The following is a 17698-nucleotide window of genomic DNA, read 5'->3' as shown; positions in this document are numbered from 1 at the left end:
CTCAGCACTGGGGCACGAAGTCCACGTCCGCCGCGAACTGGCGCCACTCGTCCTCGTCGAGGGGGGTGAGGCGGCGGCACACGTCGTCGAGTGCCGTCACCGGGTCGGCGTGCCACCTGACGATGAGACCGTTGGCGCCGGTGCCGATGAGGGTGCCGTCCGGCAGGTAGCGGATCGCCTGGATGTCGCCCGGTTCGCGCAGCGCGGCCTGCACACGCTGGTCGGCGACGCTCCAGATCAGGGGGACGCCGTCCCAGCCCGCGGTCGCGAGGTGGGTGCCGTCCGGCGAGAACGACACCCGGATCGGGCGGTCCGTGTGCTCGGTGAGGGCGGGGCCTGCCTGCTTGCCCGTGTCCAGGTCCCACAACCGGACCGTGTTGTCCCAGCCCGCGGTGGCGAGCAGGTGCCCGTGCGGCTGGAAGTCGATGTCCTGCACGGTGTCGATGTGCCCGGTCATCGTGGCGCCGGACTGCTCCCCGGACGTGGTGTCCCACAACGTGATCCGGCCGTTGAGCGTACCCGCGGCGAGGCGGTCGCCGCCCGGGCTGAACGCGAGGCTCCACACCGCGCCGGTGTCGTCGCCGGTCTCCCACAGCGTGCGCTGCCGCCCGCTGTCGGCGTCCACCAGCAGCAGCGCGCTGGACTTGCCTGGACCGTCGGTGCTCACCGCCAGGGTGTCGCCGTCCGGGGACCACACGACCGCGATCGCGTCGACGTCCTCGTGCGTGACCACCTCGTCGCCGCCGACCGTGCGGATCACCAGGCCCTCCCCGCACGGCACCGCGAGCCGCTCCCCGTCCGGCGCGAACGCGAGCGGGCCGACGGCGCCCTCGGCGCACGTCATCGTCGGGCCCTTGGGCTCGCTCGTCGCCGTGTCGAAGGTGGTCACCACGCCCTCGTTGTCGCCGAACGCGACGACCGTGCCGTCCCGGCTGAGGTCGCTGAACGTGGCCCGGCCCGCCGCCGCGGGCAGCGCGGGCCGCCACAGCACGATGTTGCCGTCGCCGCTCGCGACCGCCAGCACCCGGTTGTCCGGGCTGAACGCGACGCCGAACGTGTCGTCGTCGCTCGCGCGCATGGGCTCGCCGATCTGCTCGCCCGTCGGGAGGTACCACAGGCGCACCGTGCGGTCCTCGCTCGTCGACGCCAGCACCAGGCCGCCCATGCCGAACGCCAGGTCCTGGATCGTGTTGTTGTGCCCGGACAGCGGTTCGCCGACGTGCTCACCGGTCGCGATGTCGAACCGGCCGATCGCGATCCCGTCCCGGCACGCGACCTGCTCGTGCTCCGGGTCGTACGCGAGGAACAGGCACGGACCCGCCGTCGTCATCGAGCGGACCTGTGTCTGCGTCGCCGCGTCCCACACGCGGATCGTGCCGTCCGGGCCGCTGGTGAGGACGCGCTCGCCGTCGGCGGTGAACAGGACGCTGGTCACGATGTCGTCGTGGCCGGCGAGCGGCTGCCCGAGCTGCCGTCCGCTGCCGACGTCCCACAGCCGCGGGGTCCCGTTGGACGACACGACCGTGCGGCCGTCGGGGCTGAACGCGACCGCCACCACGGGCGCGCCGTGCTCGATGCGGCGCCGCACCTGGCCGGTCTCCGCGTCCAGCAGGTAGAGCGACTCGTCGGTGCTGCCGACCGCGAGCCGCTTGCCGTCCGGCGAGAACTCGACCGCGTTGACCGCCTCGCCCGGCTCGAACAGGACCCGGCCCGCGCGCGTCGCCATGTCCCACACCCGCACCGTGCCGTCGGTCCCGCCGCTGACGAGCCGGCGGCCGTCGGGGCTGAACGCCACCGCCTGCACCGGCCCATCGTGCCCGGACAGCAGCGTGTCGAGCCGCTGGTTCTCCGTCGCCAGCAACGCTTCCCGCGCCTGCCTGGTCGGCGCCCGGCGCCACGCGGCGGCGGCGAGCAGCTGCGACTGCCTCGGCCACGTGTCCGCCGCCTGCTCGGCGAGCGTGGCGAGGCGCCGGGACTCGGCCTCGGCGAGCCGGTCGTCGGCCACCTCGGTCTGGTAGTAGGCGATGACGGACGCCACCAGCGACGCGACGAGCAGCACGGCGAGCGCGGCGATCACGGTCCGCAGCCTGCGCGTGCCGCGGCGCTGGTCCCGTTCGCTGGCACGCAGGAACTCCTGCTGCGGCGGGGTGAGCGGGTGGTGCGCGGCCCAGTCGAGCGCGGCGGCGAGCCGGGCGCCGCGGTACAGGTCACCGCGGTCGCGGCCGCTCTCCACCCAGTTCGCGGCCGACTCGTCGAGGCGCTGGCGCAGCAGGAGGTCCTGCCGTTCGGCGTCCGCCCACGCGCGCAGGCGGGGCCAGGCGGTGAGCAGCGCGTCGTGCGCGAGCCGCACCCCGTCGTCGTCCGCGGTGACCAGGCGGGCCTCGACGAGCCCGGCGACGGCCCGCGCGTCGAGTTCGCCGCGCGCCGCGGTGCGGCGGGTCAGGCCGCCGTCGGGCAGCACCCGCACGAGCCGCAGCAGCGTCGCCCGCAGCACGTCCTGGTGGTGCGGGTGGAGGCGGCCGTACAGCTGGTCCGCGGTGACGGCGACGGCCCGGTCGACGCCGCCGGTGGCCTGGTAGCCGCGCAACGTCAGCACGTTGCCCCAGCGGTTCTGCCACGTGGCGCGCAGCGCGTGCGCGAGCCGGGGCAGCGCGCCCTGGGTGAAGCCGGCACCGTCGCGGGCGCCGACGTCGCCGATCAGCCGGTCGGCGAGGCCGTCCTCCAGGACCAGCCCGGCACGCGCGGCGGGCAGCGTGATCACCTCGCGCAACGCGGCCGCGTCGAGCGGGCCGACGACGAACGGGGTGTCGAGCGCGGCCCGCAACGGTGCCAGGGCGATGCAGTCCGGCACGTAGTCGGCCCGGACCGCGACGATCACCAGCGCGGGCCACGCGCTCGCGAGCGCGGTCGCGAACGCCACCCGTTCCGGCCCGCTCGCGCCGTCGGTGAACAGCTGCTCGAACTGGTCGACGACGATCACCAGCCGCGCGCCGTCCCGCGCCGCTCGTTCCGCCGCCGCCCTGACCTGCTGCCCGAACCGCGCGGGGTCGTGCCGGACGGTGGCGGCGAGGGTACCGGGGTCGACCTGGATGACACCGGCCAGCCGGGCCGCGAGCGTGTCGACCGGCCGGTCGCCCGGGGTGAGCACGACGCGGGGCCACCGGGTGCGGCCGGCGTCGTGCGCCGCCTCGTCCAGCGCGGGCAGCAGCCCGGCGACCAGCAGCGACGACTTGCCGCTGCCGGACGCGCCGACCACGACCAGCGGGCCGCCCGCGCCGAGCTGACCGGACAGCCGCACGAGCAGGTCGCTGGTCTCGCCCTCGCGGCCGAAGAACCAGCCCGCGTCGCCGGTGCCGAAGCTGCGCAGGCCCGGGTACGGGCACACGTCGCCGGACCGGTCGGCGGGCGTGGCCGGGTCGCCGCCCCGGCGCGCGGCCGTCGCGACGATGGCCCGCATGATCACCTGCTGGCCGGGCAGTGCCGGGTCGCCGTGCGGCAGCGGGACGGCCGGGGTGGTGCGGTCCTCGGCCTGCCGCACCGCGGCCTGCGCGGCGGCCATCAGCTGGCCCGCGGTCGCGTACCGGCGCCGCGGGTCCTTGTCCATGCCGGTCGCGACGACCAGGTCCAGCGCGGGCGGGACGGCGGGCCGGTAGGCGGACGGCGCGGCGGGCACGGTGTTGAGCTGGGCGGCGAGCTTCGCGGCCGGGTCGGCCGCCGGGAACGGCACGTGCCCGGTGAGGCATTCGTAGAGGACGCAGGCGAGCGAGTACACGTCGGCGGCGCCGGTGACGTCGAGGCCGCGCAACTGTTCCGGCGCGATGTAGTCGAGCGAGCCGACGTAGCCGCCGGTCACCGTCATCCTGGTGGCCTCGGGGTCCAGCGGCCGGGCGATGCCGAAGTCGGTGAGGTAGGCGGTGTCGTCCGGCCCGACGAGGATGTTGGACGGCTTGACGTCCCGGTGCACGACACCGGCCGCGTGCGCGGTGTCCAGTGCCTGCGCGACCTGGGTGAGGAGGGCGAGCGCGCGGGGCGGGTCCATGGGCGCGCCGCCCAGGACGCGTTTGAGGTCCGCGCCCTCGACCAGCCGCATGGCCACGTAGAGCCGGGTGTCGCCGCTGTCGGTGTCCGTGCCGGTGTCGAGGACCTCGACGATGTGCGGGTCGTGGAGGCTCGCGGCGATACCGGCCTCGCGGCGCAGGCGGTCGGCGTGGTGCTGTCCCGCGGCGGCGGGCAGGACCTTGATCGCGACGGGCCGGTCGCCCTCGGTGTCGACGGCGCGGTACACCTCGCCCATGCCGCCCCTGCCGAGCAGGCCTTCGAGCCGGTACCGCCCGCCGAGCAGCGTCACGAGCGGAAGATTACTGACCGCCCACGGCCCTCCGGGCCGGAACGGTCGGATTCGACCACCGGAAGGTTCCGGGAGGGTTCCCGCGGTCCGGTCCGTAGCGTGCACGACATCGACACGTTGACACCCGAGAAGGTCGGCATGACAGAGGGCATGTACCCGCTCGGTCGCCTCACCCCCAGCCTCGTGCGGCAGGAGCCGCTGTTCGCGGGCGCGGCGGCACCGGCGGGCACGTTGTTCGTCCTCGGGGACGCGGGCGGGTACGCGGCGGCCGCGGTGGCCGGGCGGTCGCTGGTCCTCGGGCGGAACGCACCGGACGTGCACGTCGCGATCGGCGGCGCGGACGGTTACGTCAGCAGGGAACACGCGACGCTGCGCTGCGTCGCGCACGGCACCGGCACGCGCTGGGTGCTGCGCAACGGCGGCAAGCTGCCGATCCGGCTGCCCGGCACCGCGCCGCTGCTGCGCTCGCACGAGGCGCCGCTGCCCGTCGGCTACACCCCGCTCTACATCCAGGGTTCGCAGCTGCACGTGGTGGAGGTGCTGGTCAGCGCCGGGCGCAGGCACCGGGGCGGGGTGTCGCCGGAGACGAGCACCGGCAACCTGCGCCTCCCGCTCACCCGCCGCGAGTGGCTGGTGCTGGTCGCCATGTTCTCCGCCGTGCTCGCCCGCGAGGACCAGGCGCTCCCGTTGTCCTGGAACGAGACCGGCAAGCTGCTGAACACCGTGCCCGGCCAGTCCGGGTGGAACGACCGCAAGGCCGAGGCCGTCGTCGACGGGGTCCGCCACCGGTTCACCGCGGCCGGGATCGAGCGGCTGACCCGCGAGACCGCGCCCGCCGAGGCGCTGAAGGCCAACCTGCAGCGGGTGCTGGTCGACACCGGCACGCTGCTGCCGGAGGACCTGACGGTGCTCGCGACCGGCATCGACGGGTACGCGGACCGGTGACCGGTGCCCGGTGCCCGAGCATCGCGCTGATGCCCGACGGGGAGAGCAACACGCGGGCCGCGCCCGTGGGTACCACCAGGCCCTAGTGGATCATGGGCCCGGCTCGATACGGTTGCGGGCATGGCGGGACGGGTCTGGTCGTGGCTCCTCGATGTCGCACCGGTGCGGGAGGCGGTGCGGGGTCAGGTGCGGGCCGCGGTCGAACGCGTCATGGACGAGACCGAGGAAGCCCAGAACCGGCAGCGCAAACGGCACCGCGAGGCGCTCGCCCGCGCCGAACGGGAGCTGACCGACGTGCGGACGAAGCTCGCCGAGCTGACCGCCGCCAACACCGACCTGCTCGGCGCCAACGCGTCGTTGCGCGGTGCGGTCGCGGAGCTGGAGGAGGCGGCGCGGCGCGAGGTCGTCGAGCGCGAGGAGTTCGCGCAGCGGCTCGTGCGCGAACAGGAGGCGGCGGCCGAGCGGCAGTGGAACGGCGCCACCACCGACGTGTTCTGCTGCCAGTCGTGCTGGGCGTTCTGGTTCCTGTCCACCGCGCCCGACCGGACCAGCTGCACGGTCCGCGGCCCGTTCGGCAGGCACGACGCGGCGTGCGGGGTGTGCGCGGAGCCGCTGGTCGCGCTGCCCGCCGCGAAGAGCGTGGTGCTGCGCAAGAACGCGGAGGACCGGGTCTCCCGGCCCGTGCTCGACGACGAGGCGCGCTCGGACATCGCGGTGGCCAACGCCGAACTGGCCGCGGTCGCCGACGGGCTCGCCCGGTTGCCGAAGGTCCCGAGCCGCACGGCCGCGTGGGTCGCCACCGGGCTGGTCGGCCTGCCGGACCTGCCCGCGAAGGTCATCGGCGACATCGCCGCCCGCACCACCAAGCCGGTGCCGATCGACGGGATCGTCGCGGGCCTCCGGGCGTTCATCGAGGTCGGGGCGCCGAAGAAGGTCACGGCTCCCGGCAGCTGACCGGCGGGACCCTCGGGTCGTCACCCGACCCGTTGAAGCCGAACTCGGTCGACTCCCCGGCCGGGACCGTGACGTTGTACGACTCGTTGGTGACGATCACGTCGTTCCCGTCGCGGCTGAGCCTGCCCTGCCACAGCCCGGCGATGTCCTCGCCGTCCGGCAGCGTCCAGCGCACCTCCCAGCCGGTGAGCGCGCGGTCGCCGTCGTTGCGCACGACCACCCGCACCTGGAAGCCGCCCGGCCACGAGTCGACCACCTCGTAGGACGCGACACAGGCCTGGTCGGTGGGCGCGGAGGTGGTGGTCGTGGTGCTGGGTGCCGTCGAGGCGGTGCCACGCGGTTCCTCGCCGTCCAGCACCAGCCCGAGCACGACCCCGCCCGCCACCAGCGCTGCCGCGCCGACACCGGCGACCACGCCCCGCCGTGACACGGTCCGCCGCGGCTGGTCGAGCAGCAGCGTCGGCGTGCGCGGCGCGGGCACGCGCACCGCCTGGCCGGAGGCGGCGGCCGCGAGCGCCTCGTGCGCCACGCGCATCGTCGGCCGTTCGACGGGGTCGCGGCGCAGCAGCCACAGCAGCAGGTCGGTGAGCGGCCCGGCCCTGCGCGGCGGGACGACCGGATCGCGCGCCACCTTGTGCAGCAACGCGATCGCGTTGTCCTCCAGCCCGAACGGCGGTGTGCCCTCGATCGCCGCGTACAGCGTGGCGCCGAGCGAGAACACGTCGGACCGGGCGTCGGCCTCCGCGCCGCCCGCGACCTCGGGCGCCAGGTAGGCGGGGGTGCCCGCGAGGATGCCGGTCGCGGTCACCGACGCGAGCCCGGCCGCCCTGGACACCCCGAAGTCGGTGATCTTCGCGGTGCCGTCCGCGGTGAGCAGCACGTTGTCGGGTTTGACGTCCCGGTGCACCACACCGTTCGCGTGCGCCTCGGCCAGCGCGGCCGCCACCTGCGCGCCGATCGCGGCCACCGCACCGGGCGGCAGCCCGCCACGCGTGGCCGCGACGTCGGCGAGGCTCTCCGCGGGCAGGTACTCCATGACGAGGCACGGCATGCCGCCGTGCATGACGACGTCGTGCACCGCGATCGCGTTGGGGTGCCGCAGCCGGGCCCCGATCCGGCCCTCGCGCATGGTCCGCGCGACCGCGTCGCCCGCGGCGTCGCCGTCGAGCCGCAGCTCCTTGACCGCGACGTCCCGCTGGAGCCGCTCGTCCCGGGCGAGCCACACGACACCCATCGCCCCACGCCCGACAACGGAGACGACGCGGTAGCGGCCGGCGACCAGCTCACCCGGTTCCATCGCCGCACAACCTAGCGCGCGGCGGGTCACGCGGACAGCGGTTGTGAGCTGGTCGGTCCGGCGGACCGAGGCCGTGGGCGTGCACACGGCGCGCACAGTCGCCACCGTCGGCGCGCGTGGCTCGATCCGCGTCGGCGGCCCGTCTGAGCTGCGGGAACCAGTGCCGGTGGCGGTCCCCGGCCACTGGCCGGTAGCCGGTGGTGACACTCCGCGCCCGACTTTCGCTTGACCCAAGAGAGTTCGGGAACCGTCCCGGCGTGCCCGTCCGACTATGAGGCTGGGACCGCCGGCGCTGGGGAACGGGAGTGGTATGCACTGGTACGAGGACGAGGATTTGTGGATCGACTTCCAGTCCGTCATGTTTCCGGAACTGCCGGAGCGGGCGGCGGAGGAATCGGTCGCCGCGTCCCCGTTGCTCAAGGTCAGGCCGGGGATGCGGGTGCTGGACATGGCGTGCGGGCCCGCGGTGTACGTCGTGGCGCTGGCACGGCGGGGCGCCGAGGTGACGGGCGTCGACCTGTCGCCCGCGATGCTCGCCAGAGCGCGCGCCACGTGTGACAAGGCGGGGGTGTCGGCGTGGTTCGTGCGCGCCGACATGCGTGAGCACGTCGAGCCGGGCGCCTACGACCTGGTGCTCAGCACGCACACGTCGTTCGGGTACTTCACCGAGCCCGGCGACAACCTCACCGTGCTGAGGAACGCGTACGCGAGCCTCACGCCCGGCGGGACGTTGCTGGTGGACGTGCTGGGGAAGGAGATCGTCGCGAGCCGCGTCGGCAGGCGGGGGGCGATCGACATCGCTGACGACGTCGGCGGCGGGACGGTCTTCACCCGCGACACGATCATCGACGACTGGACCCGGTTGCGGACCGACTGGACGTTGGTGCGCGGGTCGTCCGCCCGGCACGCGTCGATCGTGTGGTCGTTGTACAGCGCTGCCGAGTTGCGGTCGTTGTTCGAGCAGGCCGGGTTCGTGGACGTGGAGTGTTTCGGCGGGTTCGACGGCTCTCCGTACGACGATCGGGCACGTCGCCTGGTGGTGCGGGGGATTCGGACTGAGTGAGGCCTGTGGATGACCCGGCTGTCGGTGGCTGATCTTGTCGGTGGTGGGCTCTACGCTGGGTTTCGGGGGGCCGGAGGCCGCGGTTGATCGTGCCGCTCGGCCGTGGGGTGCCACTCGGTGCCGGCGGGCAAGCAGGCGCGGGCCTGCGGGGTCAGTGCCACGGCTCCGCTGCCACGCGGGCCACCGCGTCCTTGTCGGCCGCCTCCTCCACCGCGAGGGCGATCCGGTGGTCCTCGATGCCCTCGGCGAGCGGGTAGGGCTCCGGCCCCTCGTCCCGCGCCCAGGCCGCCATGTCCTCCAGCAGCGTGGCGATCGCGATCTCCTCGTCGTTCCACCGCTGTCCCTGGTACGGGTTGCGGTACAGCACGTCGCCGCCGCACGTGATGTGGTCGGTGTCGAAACCGTCCAGGTCGAGGTCGTAGCCGGTCTGCCTGCGCACCAGTGGGGTGCGCACGATCGTCCGGTCCGCGGCCATGCGCACCACCTCGTCGTCGCTCAGTTCGCCGTTCGTGCCGCGCACCAGCAGCCTTCTGGTGAGGAGCTGGTTGTGCCACTGGTTGTCGGTGAAGTCGTAGACCCCGAAACCGCCGCCGGTGAACGTGATCGTGGCGATCGTCGTCGTGGTGGGGCGGATCTCCACCGGGTCGGCCCAGCCCGCGCGGGACAGGGGGTCGGCCAGTGGCGCCACCGTCCGGATGGCCCTGACCTCGACCGGGCCGCGGCCCACGCCGAGCATCGTCCGGATCAGGGACACCGCGTGGTACTGGTGCGTCGACGACACGTCCGCCCTCGTCGGCGAGCCGATCGCGCCCGACCGGACCAGCGCGAGCCGTGCGGCGTGGGCAGGCATCCGCGTGTACTGCTCCGCCACCTGCACCAGACCGCTCGCGCCGACCGCCGTCCACAGCGCCCGCAGCCCGTCCAGGTCCGGTGCGGGCGGTGTCTCCGCGAGCACCCGCACACCCCGTTCGACCAGCGACACCACCAGCGACGGCGTCACCTCCCACGGCACCGCCGTCACCACGAAGTCCGGCTTCGCCGCCGTGAGGCACTCGTCCAGCGACAGGTACACCGGCACCGGCAGGTCCTTGGGGGACCGCGACACCACGCCCGCGCAGTCGAGACCGTCGAGTGCCGTCGCCAGCCGCCAGAAGTACTCGGCACGCCACCCGGTGCCGACGATCGCGAAACGGGTCACGATCAACAGCCTGCCACGCCCCGCGCTCGCGACCTCGTTTCGGCGGGTCGACCTCGTGCCGCTGCCGGCACGAGCGGCATCGCCACAGGTACGGCGTGCCACGCTTCCTGGCCGACGACCGCCGGATCTCCAGTTCCCGCCCGCACCGGTCGCACGACGGCGGATCGCCGAGAACATCGGCATGCAGTTCATCGAGCATGCGCTCGAGCGAACGCCGCGCCGCGGCAGGCGATCACCACCTCCCGGGAAGTCCGTTGCGACAAGGGGTTGTGACTGCCCAGCGAGTGGCCGCCAGCCGCTCTCACCGGAGTTCCTCGACAGCGCCATGAGCTTGCCGACCGCTTCGTCGACCTGCTGTCGCCAACCACCCAATGCTGACCCCCAGTCACCATCTGTCGTCAGCTGATCACACCAACGGCGGCGGTGACCGTGACCGGGACGCGAGAAAATGTCACCTCTCGGACGAAGGTGCGAGCCTCCCCGCCAGTGAGAGCAGCGCGTCCGTGACGTCCTCCGCCGTGGGGGCGCGGTCCGGGTCGAGGAGGTGCTGGATGAGCACGCCCGACATGAGCGCCAGCTGCACGGAACCGATGGACCGGACGTCCGTGTCGTCCAGCTCGTCCTCCGGGACGCCGACCAGGCCCGCGGCCAGGCCGCTTCTGCCCTCGCGGAGGGCGGCGGTCATCAGCTCACGCACCCGCGGGTTGTGTTCCGCCTCGACCGCTGCCTCCACCGACGCCAGCCACAGGCGGCGGTTGGCGCCGTAGGACGCGATCGCGGTGCGCCAGAACGCCTCGTAGCGTTCCCTGGGCGTCGCGCCGGGGGACAGGGACGCGCGCACCGCGGCCTCGATCTCGCCGCCCCACTCGTCCATGGCCTGCACGAACGCCTCGATGAGCAGGGCCTCCCGGGAACCGAAGTGGTAGCCGATCGCGGCGTGGTTGACGCCCGCCGCCGAGGCGATGTCGCGGACCGTCGTGCGGGCCCAGCCCTTGTCCTTCAGGCACGCCAGTGCCCCTGCCAGCAGGTCCTCCCGGTTTCCCATGCGCGTGAGCATAGCCAGCCACGCGGTTTATCCAAATGGATTGACCAACTGGATAAGAGTCGCGTACGGTTCCGGGCATGACCAGATCAGTTCTCATCTCCGGCGCGGGCATCGCAGGGCCGTCGCTCGCGTACTGGCTCGGCAGGCTCGGCGACGACGTCACGGTGGTCGAGCAGGCACCCGGTCCGCGCACCAGCGGCTCCGCCGTCGACTTCCGCGGCGACCAGCTCGCCCTGCTGACCCGCATGGGCGTGCTCGAGCAGATCCGCGCCGCCCGGACCGGCATGGGGGACCAGGTGATCGTCGACGCGGCGGGCCGCAGGCGGTCGGCGTACCCGGCGGCGGTGTTCAGCGGCGAGCTGGAGATCGACCGCGCCGACCTCGCGCGGATCCTCCACGAGCACAGCGCCCCGCACGCCCGGTACGTGTTCGGCGACCGGATCACCGCCATGACCCAGGACGCGGACGGCGTCGACGTCACGTTCGCACGCGGCGGCAGCCGCCGGTACGACCTCGTCGTCGGCGCCGACGGGCTGCACTCGGTCGTCCGGCGGCTGACCTTCGGTGACGGGCACCGCCACCACCTCGGCTACTACGCCGCGTCGTTCGAGGTGCCCAACACGTTCGGGCTCGACCACACCGGCGTGATCCACAACGCGCCGGGCCGGTACGTCGGCGTGGCCGGCGCTCGCGACACCGCCCGCGCGATCGTGTCGCTCATGTTCGCCGCGCCCGAGCTGGAGCCGCGGCGGGGTGACCTGGACGCGCAGAAGGCGGTGCTGGCCGAGCGCTTCGCCGACGTCGGGTGGCGCACGCCGGAACTGCTGGCGGCGCTGCGCGACGTGGCCGACCTGTACTTCGCCCCGTTGAGCCAGGTGCGCCTCGACCGGTGGTCGGCGGGCCGGGTGGTCCTGCTCGGCGACGCGGCGTGGTGCGCGGGGCCGGGCGGCAACGGGACCGGGCACGCGATGCTCGGCGCGTACACCCTCGCGGGCGAGCTGGCACGTGCCGGGCACGAGACGGCGTTCGCGCGCTACGAGGAGGCCATGCGGCCGCCGGTCACCGCGTCGCAGAAGTTCGCCGCGAAGGCGGGCAAGCACCTCGTGCCCGCGACCGAGGGTGCGATCCGCAGGCGCGACCGGACGTACCGGGTGCTGTCCTCCCGGCCGATGACCGGACTGCTCACCTGGCTGTCCACCCGCACCGCCAAGACCGGTGCGCTGACCGGTTACCCGTTGCCCGCCGTCACGGCGTGAGCAGTCCATTTCGGCCGGTTCGAACCGCGCGGGGGTCGCGCACGGCACCGGCCGGGAACAGCGTCAGCGGCTCGTGGACGGCCGCGAATTCGCCGCCATTTGGCCCCTTCCACGTACTCGGACCCGAGAATAGCCTGAGGGCCGAATCACCGGGAGGTAATTGTGAGTGAGCAGGCCGTCCGCCGTTACTACGATCTCGTCGACCAGGGTGACGTCGACGGTCTCGTCGCGTTGTTCGACCCGGAGGCCGTCTACCACCGGCCCGGGTACCCGGCGTTGTGCGGCAAGGAAGAACTGCTCCGGTTCTACTCGTCCCAGCGGGTGATCAAGGAGGGGAAGCACACCGTCGGCACGCTCGTCGCGAACGGTGGGGAAATCGCCGTGCAGGGTGAATTCCACGGCACGTTGCACAGCGGTGAAACGGTCGAAACCCGTTTCGCCGACTTCTTCCACTGCAATCCCGACGGCACCTTCGCGCGCCGGGACACGTTTTTCTTCGTGCCCTTGATCTGACCTCCGCGTGCGGCCTGACGCCCGGCCCCTCGTTCGTCCGTCCGGGAGTCACCGCCCGGCCACCCGAGGCTCCACAGTAGATCGGACGTCGGCGGGCAACACAGCTCCGATCGGCCCCATCGGCACGTGCGCCGGGGTGGCCCATATGGCCGAACGTGCACCGGCTGTGTGCCGGACACGTGCGAGACTCGCCGCATGGAGCAGATGTTCACCGCGGGCACCGCAGCCGCCGTAGACCGTGCCCGTCAGCACTCGGTGGGGGACCTCCTGCACCGCACCGCCCGGCGGACGCCGGACAAGCTCGCCGTGGTCGCCGGCGACCTGCGCGCGACCTACGCCGAGTTCGACACGGCCGTGAACCGGGCGGCGGGCGCGCTCGCGGAGCGGGGGCTGGCGAAGGGTGACCGGCTGGCGCTGCTGTCGCACAACTGCTGGCAGTACGCGGTGCTGGCGTTCGCCACGGCCCGGCTCGGCGTGGTGCTGGTGCCGGTGAACTTCATGCTGACCGGTCCCGAGGTCGGCTACATCCTGGCACACTCCGGCGCGAAGGGCGTCGTCGCGGAGGACGCGCTGGTCCCGGTGGCCGAGGCGGCGATCGGCGACCGCCCCGTCGACGTCCGCGCGGTCATCCCGCTGGCCGGCGCGTCGTCCGACTGGGAGAACGTGGACGACTGGTGGCGGTCGGGTCCCGCGGACGCCCCGGACGTGCGGATCGCGGACGACGACCCGCTGCGCCTGATGTACACGTCGGGCACCGAGTCCCGCCCGAAGGGCGTGATGCTGTCGAGCCGCTCCCTGATCAGCCAGTACGTGAGCTGCGCGATCGACGGCGAGATGTCCGGCGACGACGTCGAGGCGCACGCGCTGCCGATGTACCACTGCGCCCAGCTGGACTGCTTCTTCTCGGTGGACGTGTACCTGGGCGTCACCAGCGTCATCCTGCCGGGCCCCGACCCGGCGACCCTGCTGGCGACGATCGCACGCGAGGGCGTGACGAAGCTCTTCTGCCCGCCCACGGTGTGGATCTCGCTGCTGCGCCACCCGGCCTTCGACACGACGGACCTGTCGAGCCTGCGGAAGGGCTACTACGGCGCGTCCCCGATGCCGGTGGAGGTGCTGAAGGAGTTGCGGGAGCGGCTGCCGGACGTGCGGTTGTGGAACTTCTACGGCCAGACGGAGATGGCCCCGCTGGCGACCATCCTCAAGCCGCACGAGCAGCTGTCGAGGGCGGGCAGCGCGGGCCGGGCGTCGATCAACGTGGAGACGATGCTGGTCGACGACGCGGGTGAGCCGGTGCCGCCGGGGGAGATCGGCGAGATCGTGCACCGCAGCCCCCACGCCGCCCTCGGCTACTACAACGACGAGGAGAAGACAGCGGAAGCCTTCCGCGACGGCTGGTTCCACTCGGGCGACCTGGGCGTGATGACCCCGGACGGCTACCTGTCGGTGGTGGACCGCAAGAAGGACATGATCAAGACCGGCGGCGAGAACGTGGCGAGCCGCGAGGTGGAGGAGGCGATCTACGAACTCGACGGCGTCGCGGAGGTGGCCGTCTTCGGGATCAGCCACCCGCACTGGATAGAGGCGGTGACCGCGGTGGTGGTCCCCAAACCGGGCGCCACGGTGACGGCCGACGACGTGCGCGCGCACGCGAAGGGCAGGCTGGCGGGGTACAAGCAGCCGAAGTACGTGGTGATCGCGGACGCGTTGCCGAAGAACCCGAGCGGCAAGATCCTCAAGCGGGAACTGCGGACCACACACGCGAAGCTCGCCCACTCGACGTGAGGAAGGTGGCAAGGCCCATCCGATGGGCGAGGGCGGCGAAGGCGCCAACACCCACCCGAGCGAGAGGCGGCGAAGCCGTCCGGCGCCGAAGGCGCCAAGACCCACCCGGTGGTAAGGGCGGCGAAGCCGCCCTGCGCCAAAGGCGCTAAGCCCACCCGAGCGGAGGGCGGCGAAGCCGCCCGGCGCCGAAAGGCGCCAACACCCGTCCCGTCGGGAAGCCGAACCTGCGGGATACCCCGGAAAAGGTTCGGTGGTGGTGGCGGGCAAGGAGGCGGGCAGGCGTCAGCCTGCCCGTTAGGGCCTGTCTTAGGGTGGCGGAGGCTCGCGGGTCAAGGGTTGCACAGCAATCCGGCGAAGCCGGACGCCGAAGGCGCCCTTGACGCGTGAGTGCGCCGCCCGCACAATCCGCCGCCACCACCGAACACCACGGAACGCAAACCCCGGGAACCACGGCAGCCCGCCCAAGCCGCGCCGCAACGCACCCCGGAACCCGAGCAGTGCCCGGACCCGAGCAGTGCCCGAACCCGAGCAGTGCCCGAACCCGAGCAGCGGCCGAACCCAAGCAACGCGCCCAAGCAGCGCAAACGCCAACCCAACCACAGGCCAGCAAGATCAACCCCGGCCTCCGGCCCCCGAACTCCAGCCTAGAGCCGACCACCGACAAGACCAGCCGCCAAGACCCGAGTTGTCCACAGGCGACGGCCCCCGACAGCCAGCCTACCGGCCACCACCGACAACACCGCGCCGGCAATCCACAGCCCTACCCAAGGGCAGTCACCACGTACTGCTCAGGAATGGCAAAGGCATCCACCAACGTCCGAGCATGTGGCCGCAACTCCTTGCACAACCCGTTCACCTCAGCGACCACCCGCTTGGCGACCGGCGGTGTCAGCCGCCCGTGTTCGAGGAACCACGCCCGGTCGGCCTCGATGTTGGACAGCACGTACAGATCGCACACCCGCTCGAGCAACGCCGAAGCCGGCGACGACGACGAACACCGCGAGATCCCCGCGACGAAAGCCTCCAGCACCAACCGGTCGATGTGCGCGCGCCCGGCACGCAGCACATGGTCCTGCGCATCGTTGAACACCTCGAACGGATCGGCATCCGACGACGCCGCCGCCCGCAACCGGCGTGCCAGCCCGGCCAGCACGTGCTGCTCCCGGTCCGCGAACAGCTCCCGCTGCCAGTCCCGGTCGAACAGCTCGGGACTCCCGAGCCGCCGGGCGGGCAACCGCTCCAGCACGGCCCCCATCAACTGCTCCGCCACCAACCGGGCCGTCGCGAGGGGGCTCAGGTCCGCGAAGTTGTCCCGGTAGTCCGTCAGCAACCCCTTCGCGACCAGCTGCAGCAACACGGTGTTGTCACCCTCGAACGTGGTGAACACGTCCGTGTCCGCCTTCAGCCCGGGCAGCAGGTTCTCCGCCAGGTACCCGGCGCCGCCGCACGCCTCGCGCACCGCCTGGATCGTGGCCGTCGCGTGCCACGTCGCCACCGCCTTGATGCCCGCCGCGCGGGACTCGAGCACGCGTTGCGCTCGTTCGTCGGGCACCTCGGCCGAGTGCACGTCGTGCAGCATCGCGACCAGTTCCTCCTGCGCGAAGTGCAGTGCGTACGTCGTCGCGAGCGCGGGCAGCAGCTTCCGCTGGTGCGCAAGGTAGTCGAGCAGCACGATCTCCTCGTCGCCACCCGGCCGGGCGAACTGGCGCCGGGTCTCGGCGCGCCGCACCCCGATGGTCAGCGCCCGCTGCGTGGCGCTGCCCGCGCTGCCCGCCACGCTCACCCGGCCGCGCACCAGCGCGCCCAGCATCGTGAAGAACCGGCGGCCGTCCGACTCGATCGGGCTCGAGTACGTGCCGTCGGGAGCCACGTCCGCGTACCGGTTCAGCAGCGCCTCCCTCGGCACGCGCACCCCGCTGAACCACAACCGCCCGTTGTCGACGCCGTTCAGCCCCGCCTTCGGGCCGCAGTCCTCGATCCGCACCCCCGGCACCGGCTTCCCCGCCTCGTCGCGGATCGGGACCATGAACGCGTGCACGCCGTGCGACCGGTCACCGATCACGAGCTGCGCGAACACCACGGCCATCCGCCCGTCGCGGGCCGCGTTGCCGATGTAGTCCTTGCGCGCGTCGTCGTCCGGGGTGTCGATCGTGAAACCGCCGTCGGTGAACGTGGCGGTGGTGCGCAGGTGCTGGACGTCCGAGCCGTGACCCGACTCGGTCATCGCGAAGCAGCCGGGCAGGTCCAGCGACATGATGTCGCGCAGGTACCGCTCGTGGTGGCGCCGCGTGCCGAGCATCTGCACGGCCCCGCCGAACAGTCCCCATTGGACACCGGCCTTGACCATCAGCGACAGGTCGCCGTAGCCGAGCATCTCGAACGACACCACCGAACCGCCGATGTCGCCCTCGCCGCCGTACTCCCGGTCGAACCCGAGCTTCGGGTGCCCGGTCGCGACCAGCTCACGCATCTGCTCGAGCACCTGCGCGCGGTGCGTCTCGCGGTCGAGGTCGTAGGAGTCGGCGAGCTTCGTGGCCGTCATCCGCTCCCGCAGCCGCCCGCGCAGCTCCGCCCACCGTCCATCGAGGACGGTCGTGAGGGTGCCGGGGTCCACCTGTGACGTCATGGGACATCAATACCCCAGGCAGGCGCCGTCCACACGTCAGCGCTTGAGCGCGACCAGCTCACCCTTGCCGACGGTGATGGTGGTGACCGCCAGGGCCGGGTCCGCGCGCAGCAGGTCCTCGACCGGCGCGATCTCGTCCGGGTGCGACAGCGCGTTGTCCGCCACCAGGACGCCGCCCGGCCGCAGCACCCGCACCGGGTGCGGCCACCACGACGGGTACTCGGTGCGCTCGGCGTCGAGGAACAGCAGGTCGACGGACCCGTCGGCGAGCGTGGACAGCGCAGCGCCGCCGTCCGCCAGGCGGAAGTCGACCAGGTCGGACAGGCCCGCCTCGGCCGTGGTGCGACGGGCGTCGTCCTGGGCGGCCGGATCGGTGTCGTAGGTGGTCACGGTACCGCCGGTGGCGCGGGCGGCGTCGGCGAGCCACAGCGTCGACACCCCACGCGACGTGCCGATCTCCACGATCGACCGGGCCCCGACGCTCTGCGCGAGGAACCACACGAACCGGCCCGCGTCCGGTTCCAGCACCCGCCACCGGTCGAGCCGGTTCGCCTGCCCCGCGTCGTGCTCGGCGGCCGCCGCCGTGAGCCGTTCGATGACCTTCGAGACCACACCGTCCATGACCCGATCGTGGCACGTCACCGGTGAGCACGACGACGGCGGCCGGT

At 72.9% G+C, this 17698-nt stretch carries 12 protein-coding genes; 6 read left to right on the top strand and 6 right to left on the bottom strand.

Annotated features, from left to right (window positions below; translation table 11 throughout):
* Position 1: 1 nt before the first annotated feature.
* The gene (locus ACYQ77_RS26805) at positions 2–4348 is read right to left on the bottom strand and encodes an nSTAND1 domain-containing NTPase (RefSeq protein ID WP_459716037.1); all 4347 of its coding nucleotides are present in this window, start codon (positions 4346–4348) and stop codon (positions 2–4) included.
* Positions 4349–4447: 99 nt separating this feature from the next.
* Here ACYQ77_RS26805 and ACYQ77_RS26800 point away from each other — a divergent pair, with 99 nt between their 5' ends.
* Both ACYQ77_RS26800 and ACYQ77_RS26795 read left to right on the top strand, forming a co-directional pair.
* On the top strand, positions 4448–5293 hold the full coding sequence (locus ACYQ77_RS26800) for an FHA domain-containing protein (RefSeq protein WP_459716035.1): 846 nt from the start codon (positions 4448–4450) through the stop codon (positions 5291–5293).
* 120 nt (positions 5294–5413) lie between these two features.
* Positions 5414–6247: a hypothetical protein gene (locus tag ACYQ77_RS26795; protein ID WP_459716034.1), complete on the top strand. Its 834-nt coding sequence runs from the start codon at positions 5414–5416 to the stop codon at positions 6245–6247.
* Here ACYQ77_RS26795 and ACYQ77_RS26790 read toward each other — a convergent pair.
* Complete coding sequence (locus ACYQ77_RS26790; protein WP_459716032.1) at positions 6228–7544, bottom strand: protein kinase domain-containing protein; 1317 nt, start codon at positions 7542–7544, stop codon at positions 6228–6230. The two genes, ACYQ77_RS26795 and ACYQ77_RS26790, sit on opposite strands and share 20 nt — an antisense overlap.
* Positions 7545–7854: 310 nt before the next feature.
* On the opposite strand from ACYQ77_RS26790, the gene ACYQ77_RS26785 reads away from it, so the two are divergent.
* Complete coding sequence (locus ACYQ77_RS26785) at positions 7855–8607, top strand: class I SAM-dependent methyltransferase (protein WP_459716029.1); 753 nt, start codon at positions 7855–7857, stop codon at positions 8605–8607.
* Between the two features lie 151 nt (positions 8608–8758).
* On the opposite strand, the gene ACYQ77_RS26780 is transcribed toward ACYQ77_RS26785, so the two are convergent.
* Together ACYQ77_RS26780 and ACYQ77_RS26775 are read right to left on the bottom strand one after the other, a co-directional pair.
* On the bottom strand, positions 8759–9805 hold the full coding sequence (locus tag ACYQ77_RS26780) for a Gfo/Idh/MocA family protein (protein ID WP_459716028.1): 1047 nt from the start codon (positions 9803–9805) through the stop codon (positions 8759–8761).
* A gap of 451 nt (positions 9806–10256) precedes the next feature.
* The gene (locus ACYQ77_RS26775) at positions 10257–10850 is read right to left on the bottom strand and encodes a TetR/AcrR family transcriptional regulator (RefSeq protein ID WP_459716026.1); all 594 of its coding nucleotides are present in this window, start codon (positions 10848–10850) and stop codon (positions 10257–10259) included.
* Positions 10851–10927: 77 nt separating this feature from the next.
* Here ACYQ77_RS26775 and ACYQ77_RS26770 point away from each other — a divergent pair, with 77 nt between their 5' ends.
* From ACYQ77_RS26770 to ACYQ77_RS26760, 3 genes are all read left to right on the top strand, one after another.
* Complete coding sequence (locus ACYQ77_RS26770) at positions 10928–12106, top strand: FAD-dependent monooxygenase (RefSeq protein ID WP_459716025.1); 1179 nt, start codon at positions 10928–10930, stop codon at positions 12104–12106.
* Between the two features lie 162 nt (positions 12107–12268).
* Complete coding sequence (locus tag ACYQ77_RS26765) at positions 12269–12619, top strand: nuclear transport factor 2 family protein (RefSeq protein ID WP_459716023.1); 351 nt, start codon at positions 12269–12271, stop codon at positions 12617–12619.
* 195 nt (positions 12620–12814) lie between these two features.
* Positions 12815–14404: an acyl-CoA synthetase gene (locus ACYQ77_RS26760; RefSeq protein ID WP_459716021.1), complete on the top strand. Its 1590-nt coding sequence runs from the start codon at positions 12815–12817 to the stop codon at positions 14402–14404.
* 760 nt (positions 14405–15164) lie between these two features.
* Here the strand turns inward: ACYQ77_RS26760 and ACYQ77_RS26755 are convergent.
* Both ACYQ77_RS26755 and ACYQ77_RS26750 read right to left on the bottom strand, forming a co-directional pair.
* The gene (locus tag ACYQ77_RS26755) at positions 15165–17030 is read right to left on the bottom strand and encodes an acyl-CoA dehydrogenase family protein (RefSeq protein WP_459716019.1); all 1866 of its coding nucleotides are present in this window, start codon (positions 17028–17030) and stop codon (positions 15165–15167) included.
* A 36-nt stretch (positions 17031–17066) separates the two neighbouring features.
* Complete coding sequence (locus ACYQ77_RS26750) at positions 17067–17651, bottom strand: O-methyltransferase (RefSeq protein ID WP_459716018.1); 585 nt, start codon at positions 17649–17651, stop codon at positions 17067–17069.
* Positions 17652–17698 lie beyond the last annotated feature (47 nt).

This window comes from Actinophytocola sp. KF-1, from assembly GCF_054661535.1.
The sequence above is the reverse complement of the archived record's forward strand: the minus strand, read 5'-3'. Positions and strand labels throughout refer to the sequence as shown.

What these genes read in the sequence shown, in the direction of transcription:
- ACYQ77_RS26795 (WP_459716034.1), top strand. Translation starts at nt 5,414, where the DNA reads ATGGCGGGACGGGTCTGGTCGTGGCTCCTCGATGTCGCACCGGTGCGG.
- ACYQ77_RS26790 (WP_459716032.1), bottom strand. Translation starts at nt 7,544, where the DNA reads ATGGAACCGGGTGAGCTGGTCGCCGGCCGCTACCGCGTCGTCTCCGTT.
- ACYQ77_RS26785 (WP_459716029.1), top strand. Translation starts at nt 7,855, where the DNA reads ATGCACTGGTACGAGGACGAGGATTTGTGGATCGACTTCCAGTCCGTC.
- ACYQ77_RS26775 (WP_459716026.1), bottom strand. Translation starts at nt 10,850, where the DNA reads ATGGGAAACCGGGAGGACCTGCTGGCAGGGGCACTGGCGTGCCTGAAG.
- ACYQ77_RS26770 (WP_459716025.1), top strand. Translation starts at nt 10,928, where the DNA reads ATGACCAGATCAGTTCTCATCTCCGGCGCGGGCATCGCAGGGCCGTCG.
- ACYQ77_RS26760 (WP_459716021.1), top strand. Translation starts at nt 12,815, where the DNA reads ATGGAGCAGATGTTCACCGCGGGCACCGCAGCCGCCGTAGACCGTGCC.
- ACYQ77_RS26755 (WP_459716019.1), bottom strand. Translation starts at nt 17,030, where the DNA reads ATGACGTCACAGGTGGACCCCGGCACCCTCACGACCGTCCTCGATGGA.
- ACYQ77_RS26750 (WP_459716018.1), bottom strand. Translation starts at nt 17,651, where the DNA reads ATGGACGGTGTGGTCTCGAAGGTCATCGAACGGCTCACGGCGGCGGCC.